20 protein-coding genes and 2 tRNA genes are annotated in these 20,271 nt (G+C 70.0%); 1 reads left to right on the top strand and 21 read right to left on the bottom strand.

All coding sequences use genetic code 11. The features are described 5' to 3' along the window. Positions 1–101: 101 nt before the first annotated feature. From BLT62_RS11280 to BLT62_RS11300, 5 genes are all read right to left on the bottom strand, one after another. Positions 102–1,292, bottom strand: coding sequence for a tyrosine-type recombinase/integrase (locus tag BLT62_RS11280; RefSeq protein ID WP_083364144.1), 1,191 nt, complete (start codon positions 1,290–1,292; stop codon positions 102–104). Next, the gene (locus BLT62_RS11285; protein ID WP_083364145.1) at positions 1,292–1,528 is read right to left on the bottom strand and encodes a helix-turn-helix domain-containing protein; all 237 of its coding nucleotides are present in this window, start codon (positions 1,526–1,528) and stop codon (positions 1,292–1,294) included. The genes BLT62_RS11280 and BLT62_RS11285 overlap by 1 nt, the downstream gene beginning before the upstream one ends. A 171-nt stretch (positions 1,529–1,699) precedes the next feature. Then, a tRNA-Ile gene (locus BLT62_RS11290) sits at positions 1,700–1,773 on the bottom strand. 28 nt (positions 1,774–1,801) lie between these two features. Beyond that, entirely contained in the window at positions 1,802–3,064 is a 1,263-nt protein-coding gene (locus BLT62_RS11295; RefSeq protein ID WP_231919126.1) for a glycosyltransferase, read from the bottom strand. Between the two features lie 151 nt (positions 3,065–3,215). Continuing rightward, positions 3,216–4,136 carry a DMT family transporter gene (locus tag BLT62_RS11300; protein WP_083364146.1) on the bottom strand — a complete coding sequence of 307 codons (921 nt, stop codon included), beginning with the start codon at positions 4,134–4,136 and terminating at the stop codon, positions 3,216–3,218. A gap of 39 nt (positions 4,137–4,175) precedes the next feature. Here BLT62_RS11300 and def point away from each other — a divergent pair, with 39 nt between their 5' ends. Then, on the top strand, positions 4,176–4,742 hold the full coding sequence (def, locus tag BLT62_RS11305) for a peptide deformylase (RefSeq protein WP_083364147.1): 567 nt from the start codon (positions 4,176–4,178) through the stop codon (positions 4,740–4,742). A gap of 12 nt (positions 4,743–4,754) precedes the next feature. Here the strand turns inward: def and BLT62_RS11310 are convergent, their stop codons facing one another. From BLT62_RS11310 to BLT62_RS11385, 16 genes are all read right to left on the bottom strand, one after another. Further along, entirely contained in the window at positions 4,755–5,060 is a 306-nt protein-coding gene (locus BLT62_RS11310) for an AzlD domain-containing protein (RefSeq protein WP_083364148.1), read from the bottom strand. Then, a complete protein-coding gene (locus BLT62_RS11315) occupies positions 5,057–5,773 on the bottom strand; it encodes an AzlC family ABC transporter permease (RefSeq protein WP_083364149.1) in 717 nt (238 codons plus the stop codon). The genes BLT62_RS11310 and BLT62_RS11315 overlap by 4 nt, the downstream gene beginning before the upstream one ends. Further along, entirely contained in the window at positions 5,770–6,675 is a 906-nt protein-coding gene (locus tag BLT62_RS11320; protein WP_083364150.1) for a sensor histidine kinase, read from the bottom strand. The genes BLT62_RS11315 and BLT62_RS11320 overlap by 4 nt, the downstream gene beginning before the upstream one ends. Positions 6,676–6,743: 68 nt before the next feature. Next, positions 6,744–7,091: an SHOCT domain-containing protein gene (locus BLT62_RS11325; protein ID WP_231919127.1), complete on the bottom strand. Its 348-nt coding sequence runs from the start codon at positions 7,089–7,091 to the stop codon at positions 6,744–6,746. Between the two features lie 92 nt (positions 7,092–7,183). Beyond that, positions 7,184–7,846: a response regulator gene (locus BLT62_RS11330; protein WP_156786330.1), complete on the bottom strand. Its 663-nt coding sequence runs from the start codon at positions 7,844–7,846 to the stop codon at positions 7,184–7,186. Further along, the gene (locus tag BLT62_RS11335; protein ID WP_083364152.1) at positions 7,843–9,015 is read right to left on the bottom strand and encodes a sensor histidine kinase; all 1,173 of its coding nucleotides are present in this window, start codon (positions 9,013–9,015) and stop codon (positions 7,843–7,845) included. The genes BLT62_RS11330 and BLT62_RS11335 overlap by 4 nt, the downstream gene beginning before the upstream one ends. Positions 9,016–9,108: 93 nt before the next feature. After that, positions 9,109–9,181 (bottom strand) — tRNA-Asn (locus BLT62_RS11340). Between the two features lie 133 nt (positions 9,182–9,314). After that, positions 9,315–10,319: a D-isomer specific 2-hydroxyacid dehydrogenase family protein gene (locus tag BLT62_RS11345; RefSeq protein WP_083364153.1), complete on the bottom strand. Its 1,005-nt coding sequence runs from the start codon at positions 10,317–10,319 to the stop codon at positions 9,315–9,317. Continuing rightward, positions 10,316–10,657, bottom strand: a complete 342-nt coding sequence (locus tag BLT62_RS11350) for a TfoX/Sxy family protein (RefSeq protein ID WP_083364154.1) — start codon at positions 10,655–10,657, stop codon at positions 10,316–10,318. Before BLT62_RS11350 ends, BLT62_RS11345 begins: the two co-directional genes overlap by 4 nt. After that, positions 10,647–11,468, bottom strand: coding sequence for an ATP-binding cassette domain-containing protein (locus BLT62_RS11355; protein WP_083364155.1), 822 nt, complete (start codon positions 11,466–11,468; stop codon positions 10,647–10,649). The genes BLT62_RS11350 and BLT62_RS11355 overlap by 11 nt, the downstream gene beginning before the upstream one ends. Positions 11,469–11,473: 5 nt before the next feature. Next, on the bottom strand, positions 11,474–13,165 hold the full coding sequence (locus BLT62_RS11360; protein WP_083364156.1) for an ABC transporter ATP-binding protein: 1,692 nt from the start codon (positions 13,163–13,165) through the stop codon (positions 11,474–11,476). Further along, a complete protein-coding gene (locus tag BLT62_RS11365) occupies positions 13,162–14,205 on the bottom strand; it encodes an ABC transporter permease (protein ID WP_083364157.1) in 1,044 nt (347 codons plus the stop codon). Before BLT62_RS11365 ends, BLT62_RS11360 begins: the two co-directional genes overlap by 4 nt. A 1-nt stretch (position 14,206) precedes the next feature. Then, positions 14,207–15,310: an ABC transporter permease gene (locus BLT62_RS11370; RefSeq protein WP_083364158.1), complete on the bottom strand. Its 1,104-nt coding sequence runs from the start codon at positions 15,308–15,310 to the stop codon at positions 14,207–14,209. Between the two features lie 87 nt (positions 15,311–15,397). After that, positions 15,398–17,041, bottom strand: coding sequence for an ABC transporter substrate-binding protein (locus BLT62_RS11375; protein ID WP_083364159.1), 1,644 nt, complete (start codon positions 17,039–17,041; stop codon positions 15,398–15,400). 200 nt (positions 17,042–17,241) lie between these two features. Next, a complete protein-coding gene (gene dnaG, locus BLT62_RS11380) occupies positions 17,242–19,131 on the bottom strand; it encodes a DNA primase (RefSeq protein WP_083364160.1) in 1,890 nt (629 codons plus the stop codon). Positions 19,132–19,394: 263 nt separating this feature from the next. Further along, a complete protein-coding gene (locus BLT62_RS11385) occupies positions 19,395–20,231 on the bottom strand; it encodes an endonuclease domain-containing protein (RefSeq protein WP_083364161.1) in 837 nt (278 codons plus the stop codon). Between the last annotated feature and the right edge of the window lie 40 nt (positions 20,232–20,271).

The following is a 20,271-nucleotide window of genomic DNA, read 5'->3' on the forward strand; positions in this document are numbered from 1 at the left end:
ATCGAGAATCGATGTCTCGTTGATCAGAGAGCTACATGCGTCCCTCGGCATGGCGTCCACGATGTGTCAGGAACCCGAATCTCCTGCCTCCCCACATGTCGCTACAGCGAGTCCGGCCCCAAACGTTGCAGCACCTCCGCCGGCGCAGACTTCACCGTGCGATCCGGCTCGGCGTAGTGCTCCTTCGTCGTCGAGGTCGAGGTGTGCCCGAGCATGTCAGCCGCGGCCTGGATGCCGAGCTCGTTGGCAAGCAGCGTCGCGCCCGTTCGGCGGAACGCGTGCGGGGTGATCTCCATCTCCTCGAGGCCCGCGAGCTTGAGGATCTCGCGGAAGTTGCGCCTGACGTTGTTTGGGGCGAGCGGAGTGCCATTCCGCGAGATGAACAACAGATGCTCTGCATCCTCCCCGGCTATCAATGCCAGACGATGTCGAATCACCTCAGCAGCGAACGCCGGCACGGCCAAGACGCGATTCGACTCGTGCGTTTTCGGATGCTCCTGCCGGTACACGCCCTTGCCCGTGCCGACGATCACCGTGCCGTTGATGTACACGCGGGGCGGGTCGGCTGCCATGTCGACGTCACACTTGCGGAGCGCTAGCGTCTCACCGATGCGCGTCGCCGTGCCGAGCATCACCTCAATGAGATCCCGCACCTGACCGTCGGGCCGCGGCCCCAGCGTGCCCGGGGCAGAGCGCCAGTCCCGCGCGGCGATGCGGATCGCGGAGATCTGCTCCATGGTGAGGGCTTTGGGTGTGTGCGGCGGCTTCTTCATCCGCGTGGTTTCCTTGACCGGGTTGCGCGGAATGATCTCGCGCCGCACGGCGAAGCCCAGCACCATGCCGAGGATGGTTTTGGAGTGCTTCGCACGCGGGTAGGACTTTGCCCGCTGCACCTTGAGAAAACGCTCAATACGGCTGACGGTCACCTCACGCACCGTGAAGTGCTCAAAGGTCGGCAACACGAGGGTGCGCAGTTCTCGCTCATAGATTTCTTTCGTGCTGTCCGCACGGTCCATGTCGAGCATGAGGTCTTCCAGCCAGGCTTCAGCGAGCACAGTGAACGGTGAGCCCGCATCCAGCGAGGCTGTCGTGTCGCCGACGTGCATACGCTGCGCCAGATCGGCCTTGAGCGCGGTGATCGCACCGTTGCGGCTCGACGCCGTGCTCGTGACCTGCCGGTTCTGCCCGTCCCAGTCGCGAAAACGGGTCCAAGACCGATAGCGATCGGGCCCGAGGCGCGTCGTCTGGATGGCGCCGAAAGTGCCGACAGGGAGGCGGGGCCGACCGGCCATCAGCGCACCTTCTGACCGAGCGCCAGAGTCGCGGCTGGTTCGTGGAGCCCGTCCAACCAACAGACGACATCGGAGATGCGATAGCGAATCTCTCGCCCCACCCGCATGCCGGAGGGCCCGCGGCCATCGGCGCGCAGATCATAGATAGCCTGCACGTGCACGCCGAGGTACTCTGCGAGCTCACTCGTGGTAAGAACCGGCTCGAGGCCGAGCCCGGCGAGGCGATCGGTGTTCATAACACGTAGGTGTTCGAGGCCAACCCAGCTCAATCGAACCGGGCCGAATACGGGGTTGGCGTGGCGCCGCAGAGTCGCGTTTTCTTCGAATAAGTGTTGAATAAACGTTGAATGTATCAAGTTTCTGCCTTTTCACTAAGACAAGAAACCCTGATCAGTTCGTTATTACAGTAGGGCGGACGGGACTTGAACCCGTGACCGGCGGATTATGAGTCCGATGCTCTAACCAGCTGAGCTACCGCCCCGTGCGCCTGCCGGCATCCGGCCAGAAGATCAGTCTTCTGCGGATGCGGCGGAGGCGACGTTGGTGACCGGATCGGTCACCGGCTCCCCACGATACAGGCTCTCGAAGGTGCTGATCGTCCGCTGGATGTCGTGCACGACGATGCGGTCGAGCGACTCCTGCTTCATGGCGGTGAGCTCGTCCGGGGCCATCTCGAGCACGGCGCGGAGCTTCGCGGCGAGAGCGGCCGGGTTGCTCGGCTCGAACAGGAAACCGTTATGGCCGTCGGCGACGAGGTGCGGCAGCGCCATAGCGTTGGCGGCGACGATCGGCAGCCCGGAGGCCATGGCCTCCATGGTCGCGATGCTCTGCAGCTCGGCGATCGACGGCATGGCGAAGACGGTGGCGGCCGTGTACTCGGCGCGCAGCTCCTCCTCGGTGACGTAGCCGCGGAAGACGACGCGGTCGGCGAGGCCCAGGCTCTCGGCCAGGTGCTGCAGGTTGCGCATCTGGTCGCCGCCGCCGACGATGTGCAGCTTGGTGTCCAGCTCGGGCGGCAGCTGGCTGATCGCCTTGAGCAGCACGTCGATCTGCTTCTCACCGGTGACACGGCCGACGAAGAGCACCGTGTTGCCGGTGCGCGGCTCGAAGTTCGGGGTGTACTCGTGGGCGTCGATGCCGCAGGAGATCGCGTGCACGTTCTCGAGCCCGGTGTACTGCTCGAGGAACTGGGCGGCCTTGGCGGTCGGCGTCGTGACGGACTCCGCGCGGCCGAAGGTGCGCTTGGCCGCCTTCCAGGCCAGGCCGATGGCCCATTCCTGCCAGGCCTTGGGCAGCAGCGTGAACTCAAGCAGGTTCTCGGGCATGAAGTGGTTGGTTCCGACGATGCGGATGCCGCGCTTCTCGGCCTCGATGGTGAGGCCGCGCCCGACGATGATGTGCGACTGGAAGTGCACGACATCCGGCTTGACCAGGTCGAGCACCCGGGCGCTGTTCTGCCGGATCCGCCACGGCAGCGCGAAGCGCAGCCAGTCGTGCGGGTACCAGCGCCAGCTGTACAGGCGGTGCGCCATCATCTTCTGGCCCTCGTGCACCTCTTCCCAGCTGCCGTGCTTGCGGGAGGCGGCCGGAGCCATGATGTGCACCTCGTGGCCGCGGGCGACGAGGCCGGCGGCAAGGCGCTCGGCGAAGCGTGCGGCACCGTTCACATCGGGGGCGAAGGTGTCGGCGCCGATCAGCACACGCAATGGCTTCTGCGCGGACTGCGCGCCGTCCGCGGGGGCGGCGGGAGACGAGCCTGGCGTTTCAGTCAAGTGGAAGGTTCCCTCACGGTGATGGGCCGGGAAATGTCGTCCGGCGAAAAGTCAATGGGCCGCGGTGAAGCGGGATTGGTGCCCCCAGTCTAAACCGGGTCGGCTGTGACCCTACCAAATAGCGCCCGGAGCGTCGCAACTGGGCATGTGTTCAGGATTTGGTCTGCGGGTGGTGCTTGGCCAGCAGGAAGACGCCCCAGATCGCGATCGCCCCGGCGACCACGAAGCCGATGTTGGCCCAGAGCGGGGCCTGTGAGGCCTCGTCCAGCACGAAGATCCCGATCGCTACCGCCACCAGGGGGTCGACGACGGTGAGGCCGGCGATGACCAGGTCCGGCGGGCCGGACGAGTACGCGTTCTGCACGAAGTAGGCGCCGAGGGCGGCCGCGGCGAGCAGCGCGACGACGCACACGAGGGTGAGCCACTCGAAGTTCTGGTGCTGGATCCGGTTGATGATCACCTTGGCCAGGGTGGCGACGAAGCCGTACAGGACGCCGGCGCCGAGGATGTAGAACAGCGCCTTGAACCGGTTGCGCAGCGTCGCGAACGCCACGACGAAGGCGACGAGCACGATGGCGAGGATCACCAGGATCGTCACCAGGTCCTCATCCGTCACCGGCTTGTCGACGGCGGTGAACGCGGCGATCGTCACGAACAGGGCGACGCCGCCGACGCACATGCAGATGGCGATGATGGAGGCCCGGTTCAGCGCCACCCTGCTGATGCGCGCGTTGACGATGGCCGTCAGCACCAGCGCGACCGCGCCGAGCGGCTGCACGACGATGATCGGGGCCAGCGAGAGGCTGGAGAGCTGCAGAACGACGGCGAAGCCCAGCATGAGCGTGCCGATGACCCAGGAGGGGCGCGCGAGCAGCAGCATGAGCTGCTGGATGTTCAGCCCGCTCCCACCGGTCTCCTGCGTGTTGCGCTCGACCTTGACGACGCCCCGGTGCTGGAACTGCGCGCCGAGCGAGAGGAAGACTGCCCCGATGAGCGCCAGCACGATACCGAAGACGACCTTCGGGTCTTGCGGGATCAGTTCCTCGGCGAGGTCAACGATTTCGAAGGGCACCCCACGACACTAACGTGAACGGGCCGATATTCTGTGAACATGGCCGTTCTTCCCATCCGGATCTCCGGAGACCCCGTGCTGCACTCCCCCGCAGCCCCCGTGACCGTTTTCGACGACGAGCTGCGCACCCTCGTCGCCGACATGTTCGAGACGATGGATGCCGCCCCCGGCGTCGGCCTCGCCGGGCCGCAGGTGGGTGTGCCGCTGCGCCTGTTCACCTTCACCTGGGTCGAGGACGACGGCACGAAGTGGCGCGATGTCGCCATCAACCCCGAGCTCTGGCTGAGCCCGCTCACCGTCGGCCCCACCGACGAGGACGAGGAGTCGGAGGGCTGCCTGTCCTTCCCCGGCGAGCGTTTCCCGCTGCGCCGCGCCGAGCGCGCCATCCTGCGGGCGACGAACCTCGAGGGCGAGCGGTATGAGATCGTCGCGGAGGGCTGGCTGGCCCGCATCTTCCAGCACGAGTACGACCACCTGGACGGCCTGCTCTACGTCGACCGCGTCGAGGAGGGCTACCAGCGCCTGATCGGCAAGATCACGCGCAAGCGCGGCTGGGGCGTTCCCGGCAACTCCTGGATGCCCGGCGTCGACGACCTCGACGACTAGGGCGCGGCGCGCTCAGACGAAGGCGCGGATGCCGGCCGCCACCAGGGCGGCGGCGATCACCACGACGATGAACGGCGCCCGCAGGGCGAGCAGCCCCGCGGCCACGATCACGGCCGGCACGCGCGCGTCGAGCACGACCTCCTGCCCGTGCGCGAACGTCTGCACGCCGATCAGGGCTGCCAGCAGCGCGACGGTGAGCAGCTCGGCGATCCTGGAGACCGCCGGGTTCTGCAGCACCCGCGGCGGCACCATGTAGCCCGCCATCTTCATCGCCACACAGGCGATGGAGGCGGCGATCACGATCTGCCACATGGTCATGCCCGCTCCTCCCGCCCGAGCCAGTTGAAGGCGCCGACGATGACGGCGACGAGCGCGGCGACGAGCACCGGCAGCCCGGGCATCAGCACGGGCGTCAGCATGGTGGCGACCAGCGCCGCGGCGACGGCGACGGCGCTGGCCTGCACGCGCTTCAGGCGCGGCCAGAGCAGGGCGAGGAAGGCGGCGGCGGCCGCCGCGTCCAGGCCGTAGACGCGCGGATCGCCGAGGGCGTCGCCGATCAGGGCGCCGATCAGGGTGGTCAGGTTCCAGCCGACGAAGATGACGGCCGCGGTCACCCAGAAGCCGACCCGGCGCAGGTGCGCGGTCGGCTGGGCGAGGGCGACGGCCGTCGACTCGTCGATCGTGCCCCAGGCCGCGGCGAGCCTCGTCCACCAGCGGCCGCCCAACACGGAGGCCATCCGCATGCCGTAGATCGCGTTGCGGCTGCCGAGCAGCGCGGCGCTGGCGATCGCGGTGGGCCCGGCGGCGACGCCGCCGGAGGCCAGCACGCCGACGAGGGCGTACTGCGAGCCGCCGGTGAACATGACGAGGCTGAGGAAGCAGGCCTGCCAGACGTCGAGGCCGGCGGCGACGGCCAGTGCGCCGAAGGAGATGCCGTAGGCCGCGGTCGCGATGCCGACCGCCCAGGCCTCGCGCACGACGACGGCGCGCGCGGCGCGCTCATCGAGGACTTCGGCCTGCGCTGTGGTCATCGAGACAGATTAACGCTGTGCACCCCGTTGTGGAAGCGCAGCGCCGGGAATATGACGGAGACGGAGAATCCGACGCCGGGAACGGTGCGGGCCTGGAACACGCCGCCGTACAGTTCGGCGCGCTGCTTCATCTGGGTGAGCCCCGCGCCGGTGAGGTTCGCGGTGAGCGCGTGCAGGTCGTCGTCGATCGTGTACGCCGTGTCGCGGTTGATGCCGTCGGCGTCGAGGCCGGCGCGCCGGGCCTTGGCGCGGATGCCGTCATCGTCCACGAGCAGCTGCAGGCCGTCGCGGGTCCAGCTGAAGCTGACCTTGGCCTCGGTGCCGGTGCCGCCGTGGGTGAGCGCGTTGGCCAGCGCGCCCTGCAGGATGCGGAAGATGGCCAGCTCGGCGCCGGGCTTCAGCTCGTAGCGCTCCCCCGACTCGTCGAAGACGATGGTGAGTCCGGCATCGCGCATCACGCGGAAGAGGTCGCGGGCCGACTGCAGGCCGGGCTGGCGCGAGGAGACGGACTCGCCCTCGCGGGCCACGGTGAGCACGCGGCGCATGTCGCCGACGGCCTCGCGGCCGGACTCGACGAGGGCGCTGACGACGCGGGAGGCCGAGCTCGGGTCGCTCTCGACCGTGTACTTGGCGCCCTCGGCCTGGGTGATCAGCCTGGACACGTTGAGCACGGCGACATCCTGCAGCTCGCGCACGATTCCGAGCCGACCGGTCTGCTCGGCCAGCGAGAGCTCCAGGTCGATGCGGGTGCGCTCGGCGCTGATCCAGTCGCGGTCGGTGCGGCGCAGCCGGCGTGCGGCGCGCAGCCAGAGCCAGAGCAGTACCGCCAGGGCGAGGAGCAGGACCCCCGCCGCGATGATCAGTACTGTCGGCGCCGATTCGCCCTGTAGCCATTCGGCCATGTGTGTTGCCTCCGCTTTCGTGCGGGCAGAACGCCGTGCTGCCCGCACTCGACTTTAGCGGCTGCGGGCTACTCCGGCGGCCGGTTCGCGCGCAACACCTCCAGCCGGGCCCGGTACTCGGTCTCGTCGATGTCGCCGCGGGCGAAGCGTTCGGAGAGCGTCTGCTCTGCGGCCTGACTGACCGACCAGCCGCGCGGGCCGTGCGGCCCGTAGCCGCGGCCGGCCGCGCGCCAGCGCCGCCCGAAGATGGCGAAGAGCACGACGAACAGGAGGATCCAGAAGAACGGAATGAAGAAGAAGAACCAGCCGGGGAACCCCCAGCCCGCGCCGGGGTAGACGACGTGCAGGGCGGGCGAGGTGAGCAGGGCGGTGATCATGAGGCTCCAATCAGCGGCGGCGCGGCCGGATCCGGCCACAACCCCAGCCTCGCCGCGCCGGCGGCCCGGCACATCCGCCCGCCGGCGTCACCTCGGCTACTCCCCCGGGAGTAGCCGGCCGGCTCGGGGCGCTAGTTCCAGCCGGGCCGCACTAGCCCGGTCTCGTAGGCCGTCACGACGAGGTGCACCCTGTCCCGGGCGCCGAGCTTGCTCATCATCCGCGACACGTGGGTCTTCGCCGTCAGCGGGCTGAGCACGAGCTCCGCGGCGATCTCGTCGTTGCTGAGCCCGCGGCCGACGAGGGCGAGCACCTCGCGCTCCCGCTCGGTCAGCAGCGCCAGCTGGTCCGAGTGCGGGGCCTCCTTGAGGCCGGATGCCATCCGCGCCAGCAGCCGGCGGGTGACCCCCGGCGAGAGCAGCGCATCCCCGGCGGCCACCACGCGCACCGCGCGGATGAGCTCGACGGGCTCGGTGTCCTTGACCAGGAAGCCGCTGGCCCCGGCCCGGATCGCCTCCGCCACGTAGTCGTCGAGCTCGAAGGTGGTGACCACCACGACGTGGGTGTGGGCGAGGCTCGGGTCGGCCGTGATCTCGCCTGTGGCCCACAGGCCGTCGCCGTCCGGCATCCGGATGTCCATCAGCACCACGTCGGGCCGGGTGCGCCGCACGCCGTCGAGGGCCGCGCGGCCGCTCGCCGCCTCCCCGACGACCTCGAAGTCGGCCTCGGACTCCAGCAGCGCGCGGAACCCGCCCCGCACGAGCGCCTGGTCGTCGGCGAGGAAGATCCCGGTCACGACTCCGCCCCCGGTGTGGCCGGGAGCCGCAGCACGACCCGGAAGCCGCCGCCCGGCTGCCATCCGGCCTCGAGCGTGCCGCCGACGAGGGCGGCCCGCTCGCGCATGCCGAGCAGCCCGCGCCCCTCCACGAGCGCTGCGTCGGCCGGGGTTGCCCCGTCATCCCGAACCGTCACGGTGCAGATTCCGCCGTCGAGCGCGAAGTCGACGCCGGCGCGCTTCGACGTGGAATGCCTGCTCACATTGGTCAACGCCTCCTGCACGACCCGGTAGACAGTGAGCTCGGCCAGCTGGGGCAGGCCCTCCGGCGCCGTCCCGGTGACCTCGACCGGCAGGCCGTCGACCGCGAAGGAGTCGAGCAGGGCGGGCAGGCGCTCCAGCTGGGGTTGCGGGGTGCGCCGGTCGGACTCCGGCTCGTCGACGGCGCCGCGCAGGAAGCCGAGCACGCCGCGCACCTCCTCGAGTGCCGCCTTGCTGGTCTGCTTGATGTTGGCCAGGGCCTCCGCCGCCTTCTCCGGCTGCTCGTCTATCAGGTGCAGGCCGACGCCGGCCTGCACGTTGATCGAGGAGAGGGAGTGGGCCAGCACGTCGTGCAGCTCGCGGGCGATGCGCACCCGTTCGCGCTCCGCCTCGCCCTGGCGGCGGCGGGCGGCCTCCGCGCGATACTCGAGGAAGCGCTCGCGCCGGTTGCGGGCCGCCTCGCCGATGCCGACGAGCACGCTGAGCACGAGGAGCACGACGAGCGGGCGCACCAGCTCGCGCGGGCTCGGCGCGGCGATGAAACCCAGCACGAGGGCCAGCAGCAGCGCCCCGCCCACGGTCGCCCAGACCCACGCCCGTGCACCCTGCGCGGTCGCGCCGATCACGGCGAAGGCCAGTGGCAGGGCAACGATCACGGGCAGCGTGGTGAGCGCGACGGTCGGCAGCGTGAGCAGTGCGATCAGCACGAGCGTGGGTCCCGGGTGGCGGCGGAGCCAGAGCAGCGCGATGGAGGAGAGCATCGCGGCCGCCACGGCGGCGATGTCGCCGGGCCGGCCGCCGCCGGTCAGCGCGAACAGCCCGACGACGAGTTGCACGAGCAGCGCGATGACCACCGGGATCCAGCGCAGGCTCCGCGGCGGGCCGCCCCAGGCGTTGACCCGTGCGTTCTCGACCTCTGCCCGCATCATGGATGAAAGCGTAGCGAGGCTTTCTGCGCGCCGGAGCAAAAACACCGGGGCACAAAAAAGGCCACCAGGGGTGGAGCCCGTGGTGGCCTTTCGCTCCCCGACTTGGACTCGAACCAAGAACCTGTCGGTTAACAGCCGACTGCTCTGCCAATTGAGCTATCGAGGATTAGGGAGGTGCTGTACTGCTTGTGTTTCTGTTGCTGCGGTGTTGATCGCTGCGTAGCTACTTTAGCAAAGGATTCGGATCTACCAAATCCGGCGCACCCGGGTGTGTCGCGCCGCCCGGGCCGCCGCGCCGCTCAGTAGCCGCGTTCGGGGTCGACGACGCCCACAAATCGGGCGTCGCCGAGGAATGCCCGCACGTTCAGCCGAATCCGCTCGGCCAGCAGCGGCGCCGTCATCGTCGGTGTGTCGGCCATATGGGGCGTCACGATCACGTTGGGCGCGGTCCACAACGGATGCCCGTCCGGCAATGGCTCGGGCGAGGTGACGTCGACGGCCGCACCGGCGATGGTGCCCTGGTGCAGCGCGTGTACGAGGGCGTCGGTGTCGACGAGCCCGCCGCGCGCCACGTTCACGAAGTATGCCGCCTCGGGCATGAGCGCGAACTCGCGCGCCCCGAACAGGCCGCGGGTGGAGCCGGTGAGCGCGGCGGCGACGACGACGAGGTCGGCATCCGGCAGCACGTCGTGCAGCGCGTCGCTGGACACCGTGACGTCCGCCCCCGGCAGCGGCTCCGCACTGCGGCGCACCACGGTGACGTGGGCGCGGAAGGCCTGCAGCAGCCGGAGCAGCTCGATGGCGATGCCGCCCGCCCCGACGATGACGACCCGAAGGCCGTAGAGCGAGACGCCGTCCGGCCGGTCGTCCCAGGAGGTGGCCCGGATCCGGCGCGGCAGGAAGCGGGCCAGGGCGAGGCTGAGCGCCAGCGCGTGCTCGGCGACGGGCTGCGCGTAGGCGCCCTTGGCGCTGGTCCAGAGCAGGCCGTCCCTGTGCTCGCTGCGCATCACCTCGGCGAAGGCGTCGACACCGGCCCAGGGCAGCTGCACCCAGCCGATCTGCGGGTTCGCCCGCAGCACCCCGGCCAGCTCCCCCGCCCGCCGGTAGTCGAGCCAGACGACGCCGCGGGTGTCGGTCGAGAGTGGCGCGACGGCGCCTCCGCCGGATTCGACGGCGGCCACGAAGACGGGGTCCGGTTCGGGCAGCACGGCGATCGGGCCGGGCGCCGGGCGGTCCGAGACGGCGAGGACGGTCGCGGATTCGGCGAGCACGGCGCGGTGCCGCGGCTCCGGGGCGGCGTTCATGCGGCTCCCCTGGGCGTGCGCGGCTTCTTCGGCGGCGGCGTCGGCAGGGCGTCCGCCGTGGCCTGGACGGCCTCCTGCAGCCACTCCCGGTCCTCCAGCGCCTCGCCCGGCACGCGGCGGTAGAGTTTCGCCCCCGGGTAGGGCGGGGCCGGCTCGGTGCGCGCGAACAGCTCGGCCGCGGCGTCCGACGGCTTGATGAACAGCGTGTCGTCGCAGATCAGGCCGACGATCTTCTCGTCGCAGTAGATGCCGTACTCGCCGAACATGGCGGCGGTGCGAATCGCGAGCGTGCCGAGCTGGTCTTCGATGAACTGGACGGTCCCCGGGCTAGTCGACATCGTGGAAGCTCTCTGCCAGCCGGGCCACGTAGGGGTGGCTCGGGTCGTCGAACACCTCGTCGATGGTGCCGAGCCCCACCAGCACGCCCTGCTGCAGCACAGCGATGCGGTCGGCGACGGCGCGCAGGACGGCGACGTCGTGGCTGATGACGAGCGCGGTGAATGCCCGGTCCCGCTGCAGCTCTGCGAAGAGTTCGCTGATGGCCGCGCGCACCGTGACGTCAACGCCGGCGGTCGGCTCGTCGGCGATGAGCAGGGTCGGCTCGAGGATGAGGGCGCGGGCCAGGGCGACGCGCTGCCGCTGGCCGCTGCTCAGCTCGTAGGGGAACTTGCTCAGGATGCTGAGCGGCAGGCGCACGGCGTCGATCATCGTGACGACCATGCCCTCGAGCTCGCGCCGGTCGAAGTGCTTCTCGCGCCGCAGGACCGGCTCGGCGACGAGCTCGGCCACGGTCGAGCCGGAGTCCAGGGTGCTGCCGGCATCCTGCGCCAGGAACCCGACGTTGAAGCTCAGCTTGGCGGCCTTGCGCCGGCTCAGGCCGCGCAGCGACACCCCGAAGAGCAGGGCGTCACCGCCGGTGATGACGGGGCGCAGCTCGGGCCCCGGATCGACGAAGGCCGCGGAGAGCACGCGGGCGACGGTGCTCTTGCCGGAGCCGCTCTCGCCGAGGAGCCCCAGCACCTCGCCGGGGGCCACCCGCAGGCTCAGCCCGCGCACGGCCACGTGCGCGGGGCTCGCGCCGTGCGGCGGGTACTCGATCGTGAGATCGCTCGTCGCGATCGGGTACCCATGCGCCACAGTGCCTGCCATGCCTCCTAGTCTGCCCCACGCAGCCGGGCCAGCGCCTCCCGGCGCTCGGCCTGTTCCCTCGGGTCCGGCACCGGCAGCGAGGCCAGCAGGCGCTGGGTGTACGGATGCCGGGGCGCCCCGAGCACCTCCAGGCCCGTGCCCTCCTCGACCAGCTTGCCTTTGTACAGCACGGCGATCCGGTCGGCGACGATGTCGACGACGGCCAGGTCGTGGCTGATGAACAGGGCGGCGAAGCCGAACTCCTTCTGCAGCTCGGCGAACAGCTCGAGCACCCGCGCCTGCACCGAGACGTCGAGCGCCGAGGTGGGCTCATCGGCGATCAGCAGCGACGGCTTCAGGGCGAGCGCACGGGCGAGGCTGGCGCGCTGGCGCTGGCCGCCGGAGAGCTCGTGGGGGTAGCGGTCCCCGTAGGCGCTCGGCAGCTGCACCGCCTCCAGCAGCTCGTTCACTCGCGCCCGGGCATCCGCCGCCGAGGAGGCGTAGTGGTGGATGATGAGCGGCTCCGCCACGCAGTCGGCGATCGTGAGCAGCGGGTTGAAGCTCGACGCCGGGTCTTGGAAGACGAAGCCGATGTCGCTGCGCACCGGCTTGAAGTTGCGCTCCTTCATGCCGCGCATCTCGTGCCCGAGCACGGAGAGCGAGCCGCCGGTGACCCGGGTGAGGCCGGCGATGGCCCGCCCGATCGTGGTCTTGCCCGAGCCGCTCTCCCCCACGAGGCCGAGCACCTCGCCGGCGCGGATCTCCAGGTCGACGCCGTCGACGGCGACGAAGGCCGGCCGACCGAGCCGGCCGGGGTAGGAGATGTGCAGCCCCTCGGCGAGCACGACCGGCTTCTGCTCGGCCCAGTCCAGCGCGCGCCCCTCCGCCCGGCTGGCGGCGTGCACGGTGCCCTGCCCGACGTGCGGCACGGCGGCGAGGAGGCGCTTGGTGTACTCGTCCTGCGGGTCGCTGAACAGGGTGATCGCGTCGGCCTCCTCGACGACCTTGCCCTCGTACATGACGGCGACCCGGTCGGCGAGGTCGGCCACGACGCCCATGTTGTGGGTGATCAGCACGATGGCGGTGCCGAATTCGTCGCGGCAGCGGCGCAGCAGGTCGAGGATCTCGGCCTGCACCGTCACGTCGAGGGCGGTCGTCGGCTCGTCGGCGACGATCAGCCCGGGGTCGAGCACGAGGGCCATGGCGATCACGACGCGCTGCTTCTGGCCGCCGGAGAACTGGTGCGGGTAGTAGTCGACCCGGCTGGCAGGGTCGGGGATGCCGACCCGGCCGAGGATGTCGATGGCCTTCGCCCTGGCCTGGCGCTTGCTGTAGGTGCCGTGTGCGCGCAGCCCCTCCGCGATCTGCCAGCCGACCGTGTACACGGGGTTCAGGGCTGTGGACGGCTCCTGGAACACCATGGCGACATCGCGGCCGCGCACCGCGCGCAGCTGCCGCTTGTCCAGGCTGATGACGTTGCTCTCGCCGCTGCCGTCGCGCGTGCCGAGGTAGACGGCGCCGTCGGCGGTCGCCGTCTCCGGCAGCAGGCCGAGGATCGTCTTCGCCGTGACGGTCTTGCCGCTGCCGGACTCCCCCACGATGGCCAGCACCTCGCCGCGGGCGACGGAGAGGCTGACGCCGTCGACGGCGGTGACGTCGCCGGCATCCGTGGCGAAGGTGACGGCCAGGTTCTCGATGCTCACCACGGTGTCGCTCATGCCTGGGCCTCCCGCCCCTCGTCGCCGAGCATGGCAGTCGGCTCCAGGCCGCCCAGCCCTCCGGGGCCGGCCGTGAGCGCGCCGCCGGGCACGACGGAGATCTCCGCGACGGTTCCCGGCGCCTGCTCGGAGGCGCGCCGGCCGCGCAGGCGCGGGTCGGCGAGGTCGTTGAGGCTCTCGCCGACGAGCGTGATGCCGAGCACAACGAGCACGATGGCCAGGCCGGGGAACAGGGCCGTCCACCAGATGCCGCTCGTCACGTCGGAGAGCGACTTGTTGAGGTCGTAGCCCCACTCCGCGGCGGAGGTGGGCTCGATGCCGAAGCCGAGGAAGCCGAGCCCGGCCAGGGTGAGAATCGCCTCGGAGGCGTTCAGGGTGAAGATCAGGGGCAGCGTGCGGGTCGCGTTCCGCAGCACGTGGCGGAACATGACGCGGGCGTTGGAGGCGCCGAGCACCTTGGCCGACTCGACGTAGGCCTCCGCCTTGATCCGCACCGTCTCGGCCCGGATGACGCGGAAGTACTGCGGGATGAAGACGACCGTGATCGAGATCGCCGCGGCGAGCACGCCGCCGATCAGGTTGGACTCGCCGCCGGAGATGACGATGGACATGACGATCGCCAGCAGCAGGGACGGGAAGGCGTAGATGGCGTCGCAGACCACCACGAGGATCCGGTCGAGCGTGCCGCCGAAGTAGCCGGAGACGAGACCGAGCAGCACACCGGCGAAGATCGACAGCAGCACGGCGACGACGATGACGAAGACCGCCGTCTGGGCTCCCCAGATCACCCGGGAGAGCACGTCGTAGCCTCCGACTGTTGTGCCGAGCGGGTGGGCGGATGACGGCGGCTGCTGCGCCCCGAACGACACGCCGTCCTCACGCAGCTGGCCGAAGCCGTATGGGGCGAGCAGCGGCGCGAGGAGCGCGGTCAGCAGGAAGACGCCGGTGATGACGAGGCCGGTGACGAGCATGCCGCGCTGCAGCCCGACGCTCTGGCGGAGTTGGTGGATGACCGGCAGCCGGCCCCAGAATTCGCGCATCTCAGTACCTCACTCGCGGGTCGATCAGCGCGGCGATGACGTCGACGATGAAGTTGGTGATCGCGACGATCACGGCGAGCAGCACGACGATGCCCTGCACCGCGACGAAGTCGCGGGCCTGCAGGAACTGGGTGAGCATGAAGCCGAGGCCCTTCCACTCGAAGGTCTTCTCGGTGAGCACCGCGCCGCCGAGAAGCAGCGCGATCTGCAGCCCGATGACGGTGATGATGGGGATGAGTGCCGGGCGGTAGGCGTGCTTGCGCACCAGGCGCAGCTCGCTGACCCCGCGGGAGCGCGCCGCGTCGACGTACTCGGTGGAGAGCGTTCCGATCACGTTGGTGCGCACCAGCCGCAGGAAGATTCCGGCGGTGAGCAGGCCGAGTGCGAGGCCGGGCAGCACGGCGTGCGCGAGCACGTCGCCGAGCACGGCCGGGTCGCCGGTCATGATGGCGTCGATCGTGTAGAAGCCGGTCTTGTTGGGCAGCAGCTGCATCTGCAGCTCGGCGCCGGTGGAGGCGCGGCCAGCGACGGGCAGCCAGCCCAGCCAGACGGAGAACACCAGTTTGAGCATCAGCCCGGCGAAGAACACCGGGGTGGCGTACCAGAGGATCGCGGTCACGCGGAAGGTGGCATCCGGGGCCTTGTCGCGGAAGTAGGCCGCGATCATGCCGAGCGGGATGCCGACGACGAAGGCCACCAGCAGGGCGTAGAAGGCGAGCTCGGCGGTGGCGGCGCCGTAGGTGGTGAGGATGTCGATGACGGGCCGACCGCTGCTGATCGTCGTGCCGAAGTCGCCGGTGAAGACCTGGCCGAGGTATTCGAGGTACTGCACGATGAGCGGCCGGTCGTAGCCGGCCTCGTGGATGCGCTCGGCGAGCTGCGCCGGGCCGAGCTTGCCGCCGAGCGATGCCGTGATCGGGTCGCCCGTGCTGCGCATCAGCACGAACACCGTCGTGACGAGGATGAAGATGGTCGGGAAGATGAGCAGGAACCTGACGACCAGGTAGCTGCCGAGACTGCCGTGGCCGCGGTCTGCCTTGGGCGCGGGGCGCGCCGCGGGCGGGGGCCCTGACTCTGCCGGTGGGTGAAGTGTTGCCTGACTCATGCCTGCCTATCGTTCGGGATGACCACGGAGGCGACTCGAATGCGAGTCGCCTCCGTGGCTGGCCGGAAATGTGCTCCGGGCGGGCGCTTAGCCCTTCGCGAACGCTGCGTAGCGGAACTTGAAGGACGGGTCGAGGGCATCCTCGGCACCGGTGATGTCGGTTCCGACCACGGCCACCTGGGAGCCCTGCAGGATCGGCAGCGTCGACAGGTCGGCGGCCACCTTCTGCTGGATCTCCTCGATCAGCGCGGTGCGCGCCGCCGGGTCGGTTGTCACGGCCTGCTCGAGGATCAGGTCGTTGACCTCGGGGTTGTCGTAGTGGTTGGACAGGAAGTTCTCGGTGAGGAAGAACGGCGTCAGGTAGTTGTCGGCGTCGGAGTAGTCCGGGAACCAGCCCAGCTGGTAGGCCGGGAACAGGTCGGCGACACGGTCCTTGGAGTACTGCACCCACTCGGTCGACTGGATGTTGACGGTGAACAGGCCGCTCGACTCCAGCTGGTCCTTGATCAGGGCGTACGCGTCACCCCAGGACGGGCCGTAGCGCTCGGAGACGTACTGCAGGTTCAGCTCGACCGGGGTGGTCACACCGGCTGCGGTCAGCGTGGCCGCGGCCTTGTCGGCATCCGGTGCGCCGTTGCCGTCGCCGTAGAGCGACTTGAGCGGCTCGATGGCGCCGGTCAGGCCGGTCGGCACGTAGGAGTACAGCGGCGTGTAGGTGTCCTTGAAGACCTGGGTCGCGATCTCCTGGCGGTCGACGAGGTCGGCCATGGCCTGGCGCACGGCGAGGGCCTTGGCCGGGTCGGCCTCTGCGGTCGTCGCGCCGTATGGCTGCGTGTTGAAGTTGAACACGACGTAGGAGATCTCGCCGCCTGGGCCGTCGACGACCTTGACGGTGTCCTTGCCGCGCAGGTCCTCGATGTCGGTGGCGGAGAGGCTGCGGAACGCCACGTCGATGTCGCCCTCCTGCACCGAGAGCTTGAGGTTGGAGGCGTCCGTGAAGTACTTGACGTTGACCACGTCGGTCTTCGGTGCCCCCAGCAGGCCCTGGTAGTCGGGGTAGGCCTTGTAGGAGATCAGGTTGTTGAAGTCGTAGGACGTGATCACGTACTGGCCGGCGAAGGCGTTGCCCGCGACGATCTCGTCGTCGGTGGTGAGCGCGTCCGCCGAGAAGACATCCTCGTCGACGATCGGCCCGGCAGGGCTGGAGAGGATCTGCGGGAAGATCTGGTCGTTGGCGAGCTTCAGGTTGAAGACCACCGTGGTGTCGTCGACCGCCTCGGTGCTGTCCAGGTTGTAGAGCAGGGAGGCCGGCCCGTTGGCGTCGTTGATGGCCAGCTGCCGGTCGAAGGTGAACTTCACATCGGAGGCGGTGAGGTCGTTGCCGTTGGCGAACTTGAGGCCCGGCTTCAGCTTGACCGTGTACTCGGTCGGGGCGGTGAACTCCGCCGACTCGGCGATGTCCGGCTCCACGTCCGGGCTGCCGTACGGGGTGTTCAGCAGGAACGGGTACACCTGGTTCATCACGGCGAAGGAGCCGTTGTCGTAGGAGCCGGCCGGGTCGAGCTTGGTGACCTGCTCGGTGGTGCCGATCGTGATCGTGCCACCGGCGGCGTTGTCGGTGTTGCCACCGCTCCCCCCGCCGCCCGAGCAACCCACCAGAATCAATGCGGTCACCGATCCCACTGCTGCGGCGGCGAGAACCCGCTTGCCCTTCGTGGATGCGCTTGTCATGTGCCTCTCCCTCTTCCTGGTGCGGAACGAACTGCACCGAGGAGTGGACGAACCTCACGATGCAGCGTGCTGCACAAGATTTAGCACAGGAACACACCCGGGTGGCAGGGGCGTGGCAATTCTTTACCGAGCCGAAACCATCGGCGCACGGAGCCGCTGACCCCGCGCAACATTCGGGCGGAATCCGCCCGTGGCCGCAACTATTCGGCGCGGAGGGCGTTGCGCTCGGCGTCGATGGCCATGAGCGCGCGCTGCAGGGTCACCGAGGTCTCCCGGTCGGCCGGGTCGTTGCGCTGCAGCCGGCCGAGGAGCTCGGCCTTGTGCCGCAACAGGTCGCGGTCGATCAGCGCGATGACGATGCCGCGCACGTACACGGTGAGCTCGCGCTCGCTGCGCTCCGGGATCGGCGCGACGAGCAGCTGCTGGGCGAGCGGCACGACGCCCTCCGGCAGCTCGCTGAGCACGGCTCCCGCCCATGCCGCGGTGTCCAGGGGCTGGTCGGCGTCGAAGTTCACCAGGGCGGCGGCCATGGCGTTGCAGACGATCGCGAGCGACGGGTTGCTCATGCTGCTCTGGGTGGCGCGGCTGAGCAGCGGGCGGCCGGCCAGCTCGGGGTGCTGCAGCATGGCCATCAGGGCGTCCCGCTCCAGGCGGGTCATCGGGTCGGCCGGCAGGTCGGTGATCGAGTACGGGCGGGCGTCTGCGGCGGCCTCCGGCTCCGCGGCGCCGCTCGGCGTGCGGGCCGGCGCGGCGGCCTCGCGCTGGGCGCGGCCGCTGGCGGCCGAGACGGCCCGGGTCACCTCGTGCAGCTCCATGCCGAGCAGGCGGGCCAGCTCCCGGGTGTAGCCGGGCCGGATCGACGGGTCGCGGATGTCGGCGACGACCGGGGCCCCGGCCCGGAGCGCGCTGACGCGTCCCTCCACGGTGTCCAGGTTGAACTGGGAGAGCAGCTGCTTGATCATGAACTCGAACATCGGCTTCTTGCCGTCGATGATCGCACGGACCGCGGCGTCGCCCTTGTGCAGGCGCAGGTCGCAGGGGTCGAGGCCGTCGGGCGCGACGGCGACGTAGGTCTGGGCGGAGAAGCGCTGCTCCTCGCTGAAGGCGCGCATCGCGGCCTTCTGGCCTGCGGCATCCGGGTCGAAGGTGAATACGACCTCGCCGACGCCGGCCGCGTCTCCCAGCACGCGGCGCAGCACCTTGATGTGGTCGACGCCGAAGGCGGTGCCACAGGTGGCGACGGCGGTGGTGACCCCGGCGAGGTGGCACGCCATCACGTCGGTGTAGCCCTCGACCACGACGACCTGCCTGCTGCGCGAGATGTCACGCTTGGCCAGGTCGAGCCCGTAGAGCACCTGGCTCTTGTGGTAGATCGGCGTCTCGGGGGTGTTCAGGTACTTGGGGCCCTTGTCGTCCTCGAGCAGCTTGCGCGCGCCGAAGCCGACGGTCTGCCCGGTGATGTCGCGGATCGGCCAGACCAGGCGGCCACGGAAGCGGTCGTAGACGCCGCTGGAACCCTCGCGGCTGGAGACGAGCCCGGCGGTGGTGAGTTCCTCGGTGCTGAAGCCGCGGCCGCGCAGGTGGTTGGTCAGCTCGTCCCAGCTCTTCGGGGCGAAGCCGATGCCGAAGCGCTCGGCGGCGAGGGCGTCGAAGCCGCGCTCGCCGAGGAAGCGGCGGCCGGGGTCGGCGCCCGGCGAGCCGAGCTGCTCGGTGAAGAACTCGGCGGCGGCCTGGTTGGCGGCCAGCAGCCGGGCACGGTTGCCGTGGTCGGTGGCGGCGCCGCCGTCCTCGTAGTGCAGCTCGAGGCCGACCCGGGCGGCGAGGCGCTCGACCGACTCGGCGAAGGTGACGTGGTCCATCTTCTGCACGAAGGAGTAGACGTCGCCCGATTCGCCGCAGCCGAAGCAGTGATAGAAACCGACCTGCGGGCGCACGTGGAAGCTGGGGCTGCGCTCGTCGTGGAAGGGGCAGAGGCCCTTCATGGAGCCGACGCCGGCGGATTTCAGGGTGACGTACTCCCCGACCACGTCGGCGATGTTTATGCGTGCCTTGACCTCTTCAACGTCTGCTTGTCGAATTCGTCCGGCCATTGTTCAATCTTAGGCGAGCGGGGGCGGTACCCGGGCCGGGCGGCACGTGTCGCGGGCAACTGGCCTCCGTCCGGGCCCGGGGCACCGGGCTGGGCGCCGGGCTAGGCGCCGGACTGCGCGTCGGGTTGGGCGCCGGGTTGGGCGGCAATCGAAAGATCGGGCGGCGGATTCCGGCCCCACGCTGCCTCCCGATCCCCTGTCGGCCTCCCGATCGGATGCGGCGGCCGCGGGAGCCGCGGGGCCGCGGGGCCGCACGGCCCGCATCAGCGCGCCTCGTGCAGCCGCTGTGCCAGGGCGCGCAGGATGTCGGCTTCGACGCGCGGCCAGTCGAAGAGCACCTGGCGGTAGTCGACGCGCAGCACGGTGTACCCGAGCAGGGTCAGCGCCCGGTCGTGCGCGATGTCGGCGCCGCGTTGTGCGGCCGAGGAATGGTGTGTGTAGCCGTCGATCTGCAGCACCAGCCGCTGCCCGATGAGCCCGTCGACACGGTGACCGGCGAGAACCACCTGTTGCTTCACCGTGATGCCGAGCGCGGCCAGTCGAGCGACCGGAATCGTCTCGATGCCCGAATCGGAGAGGCTGGACATCGCTTCGCGAACCGCCCGGGCCGCCCGCGTGCGCAGCGGCAGCCGCGCCAGATGGTGCGGTGTGACCAGCTTTGTGTTGAGGGCGGAATCCCACACGGCGAGTGCGTTCACGAACGGCTGGCAGTCGGCGATGTGCACGAGCGCATTCTCGACGGGCTCGACGAGCGCGTGGTGGGTGACGGCGACGGGGCCGATGCTCCAGTGCACGCGTTGGCCGGGCCCCACGGCGGTGTGGCCGGAGCCGTGGCTGGCGCTGAAGTGCTGCTGGCCGTCAGCGAGGTGCCAGAGGCCCAGCCGCTTCGCCGCGCTGAGGCAGGCAACGCGGCCCCCGAGCTCGGCCGCGGCACGCAGCTCCGCCGGGGCGTCCGGCAACGCAATCCAATCGCGACGCACCCGCCCGATGACCTCCGTGTCGACCGCGGCGCGGATGGCGTAGCGGGTGAACCCGGCGCGGAGCGCCTGCTGCGAGTGGGCGATGCCGTCGTGTTCGGTCAGCCAGCGTGCGAGGGACATGCCGCCAGTCTGCGCGCAGGCGTCCGGCTGGCCCTGCGCA

The sequence above is a fragment of the Microterricola viridarii genome (assembly GCF_900104895.1).
Lineage (GTDB): Bacteria > Actinomycetota > Actinomycetes > Actinomycetales > Microbacteriaceae > Microterricola > Microterricola viridarii.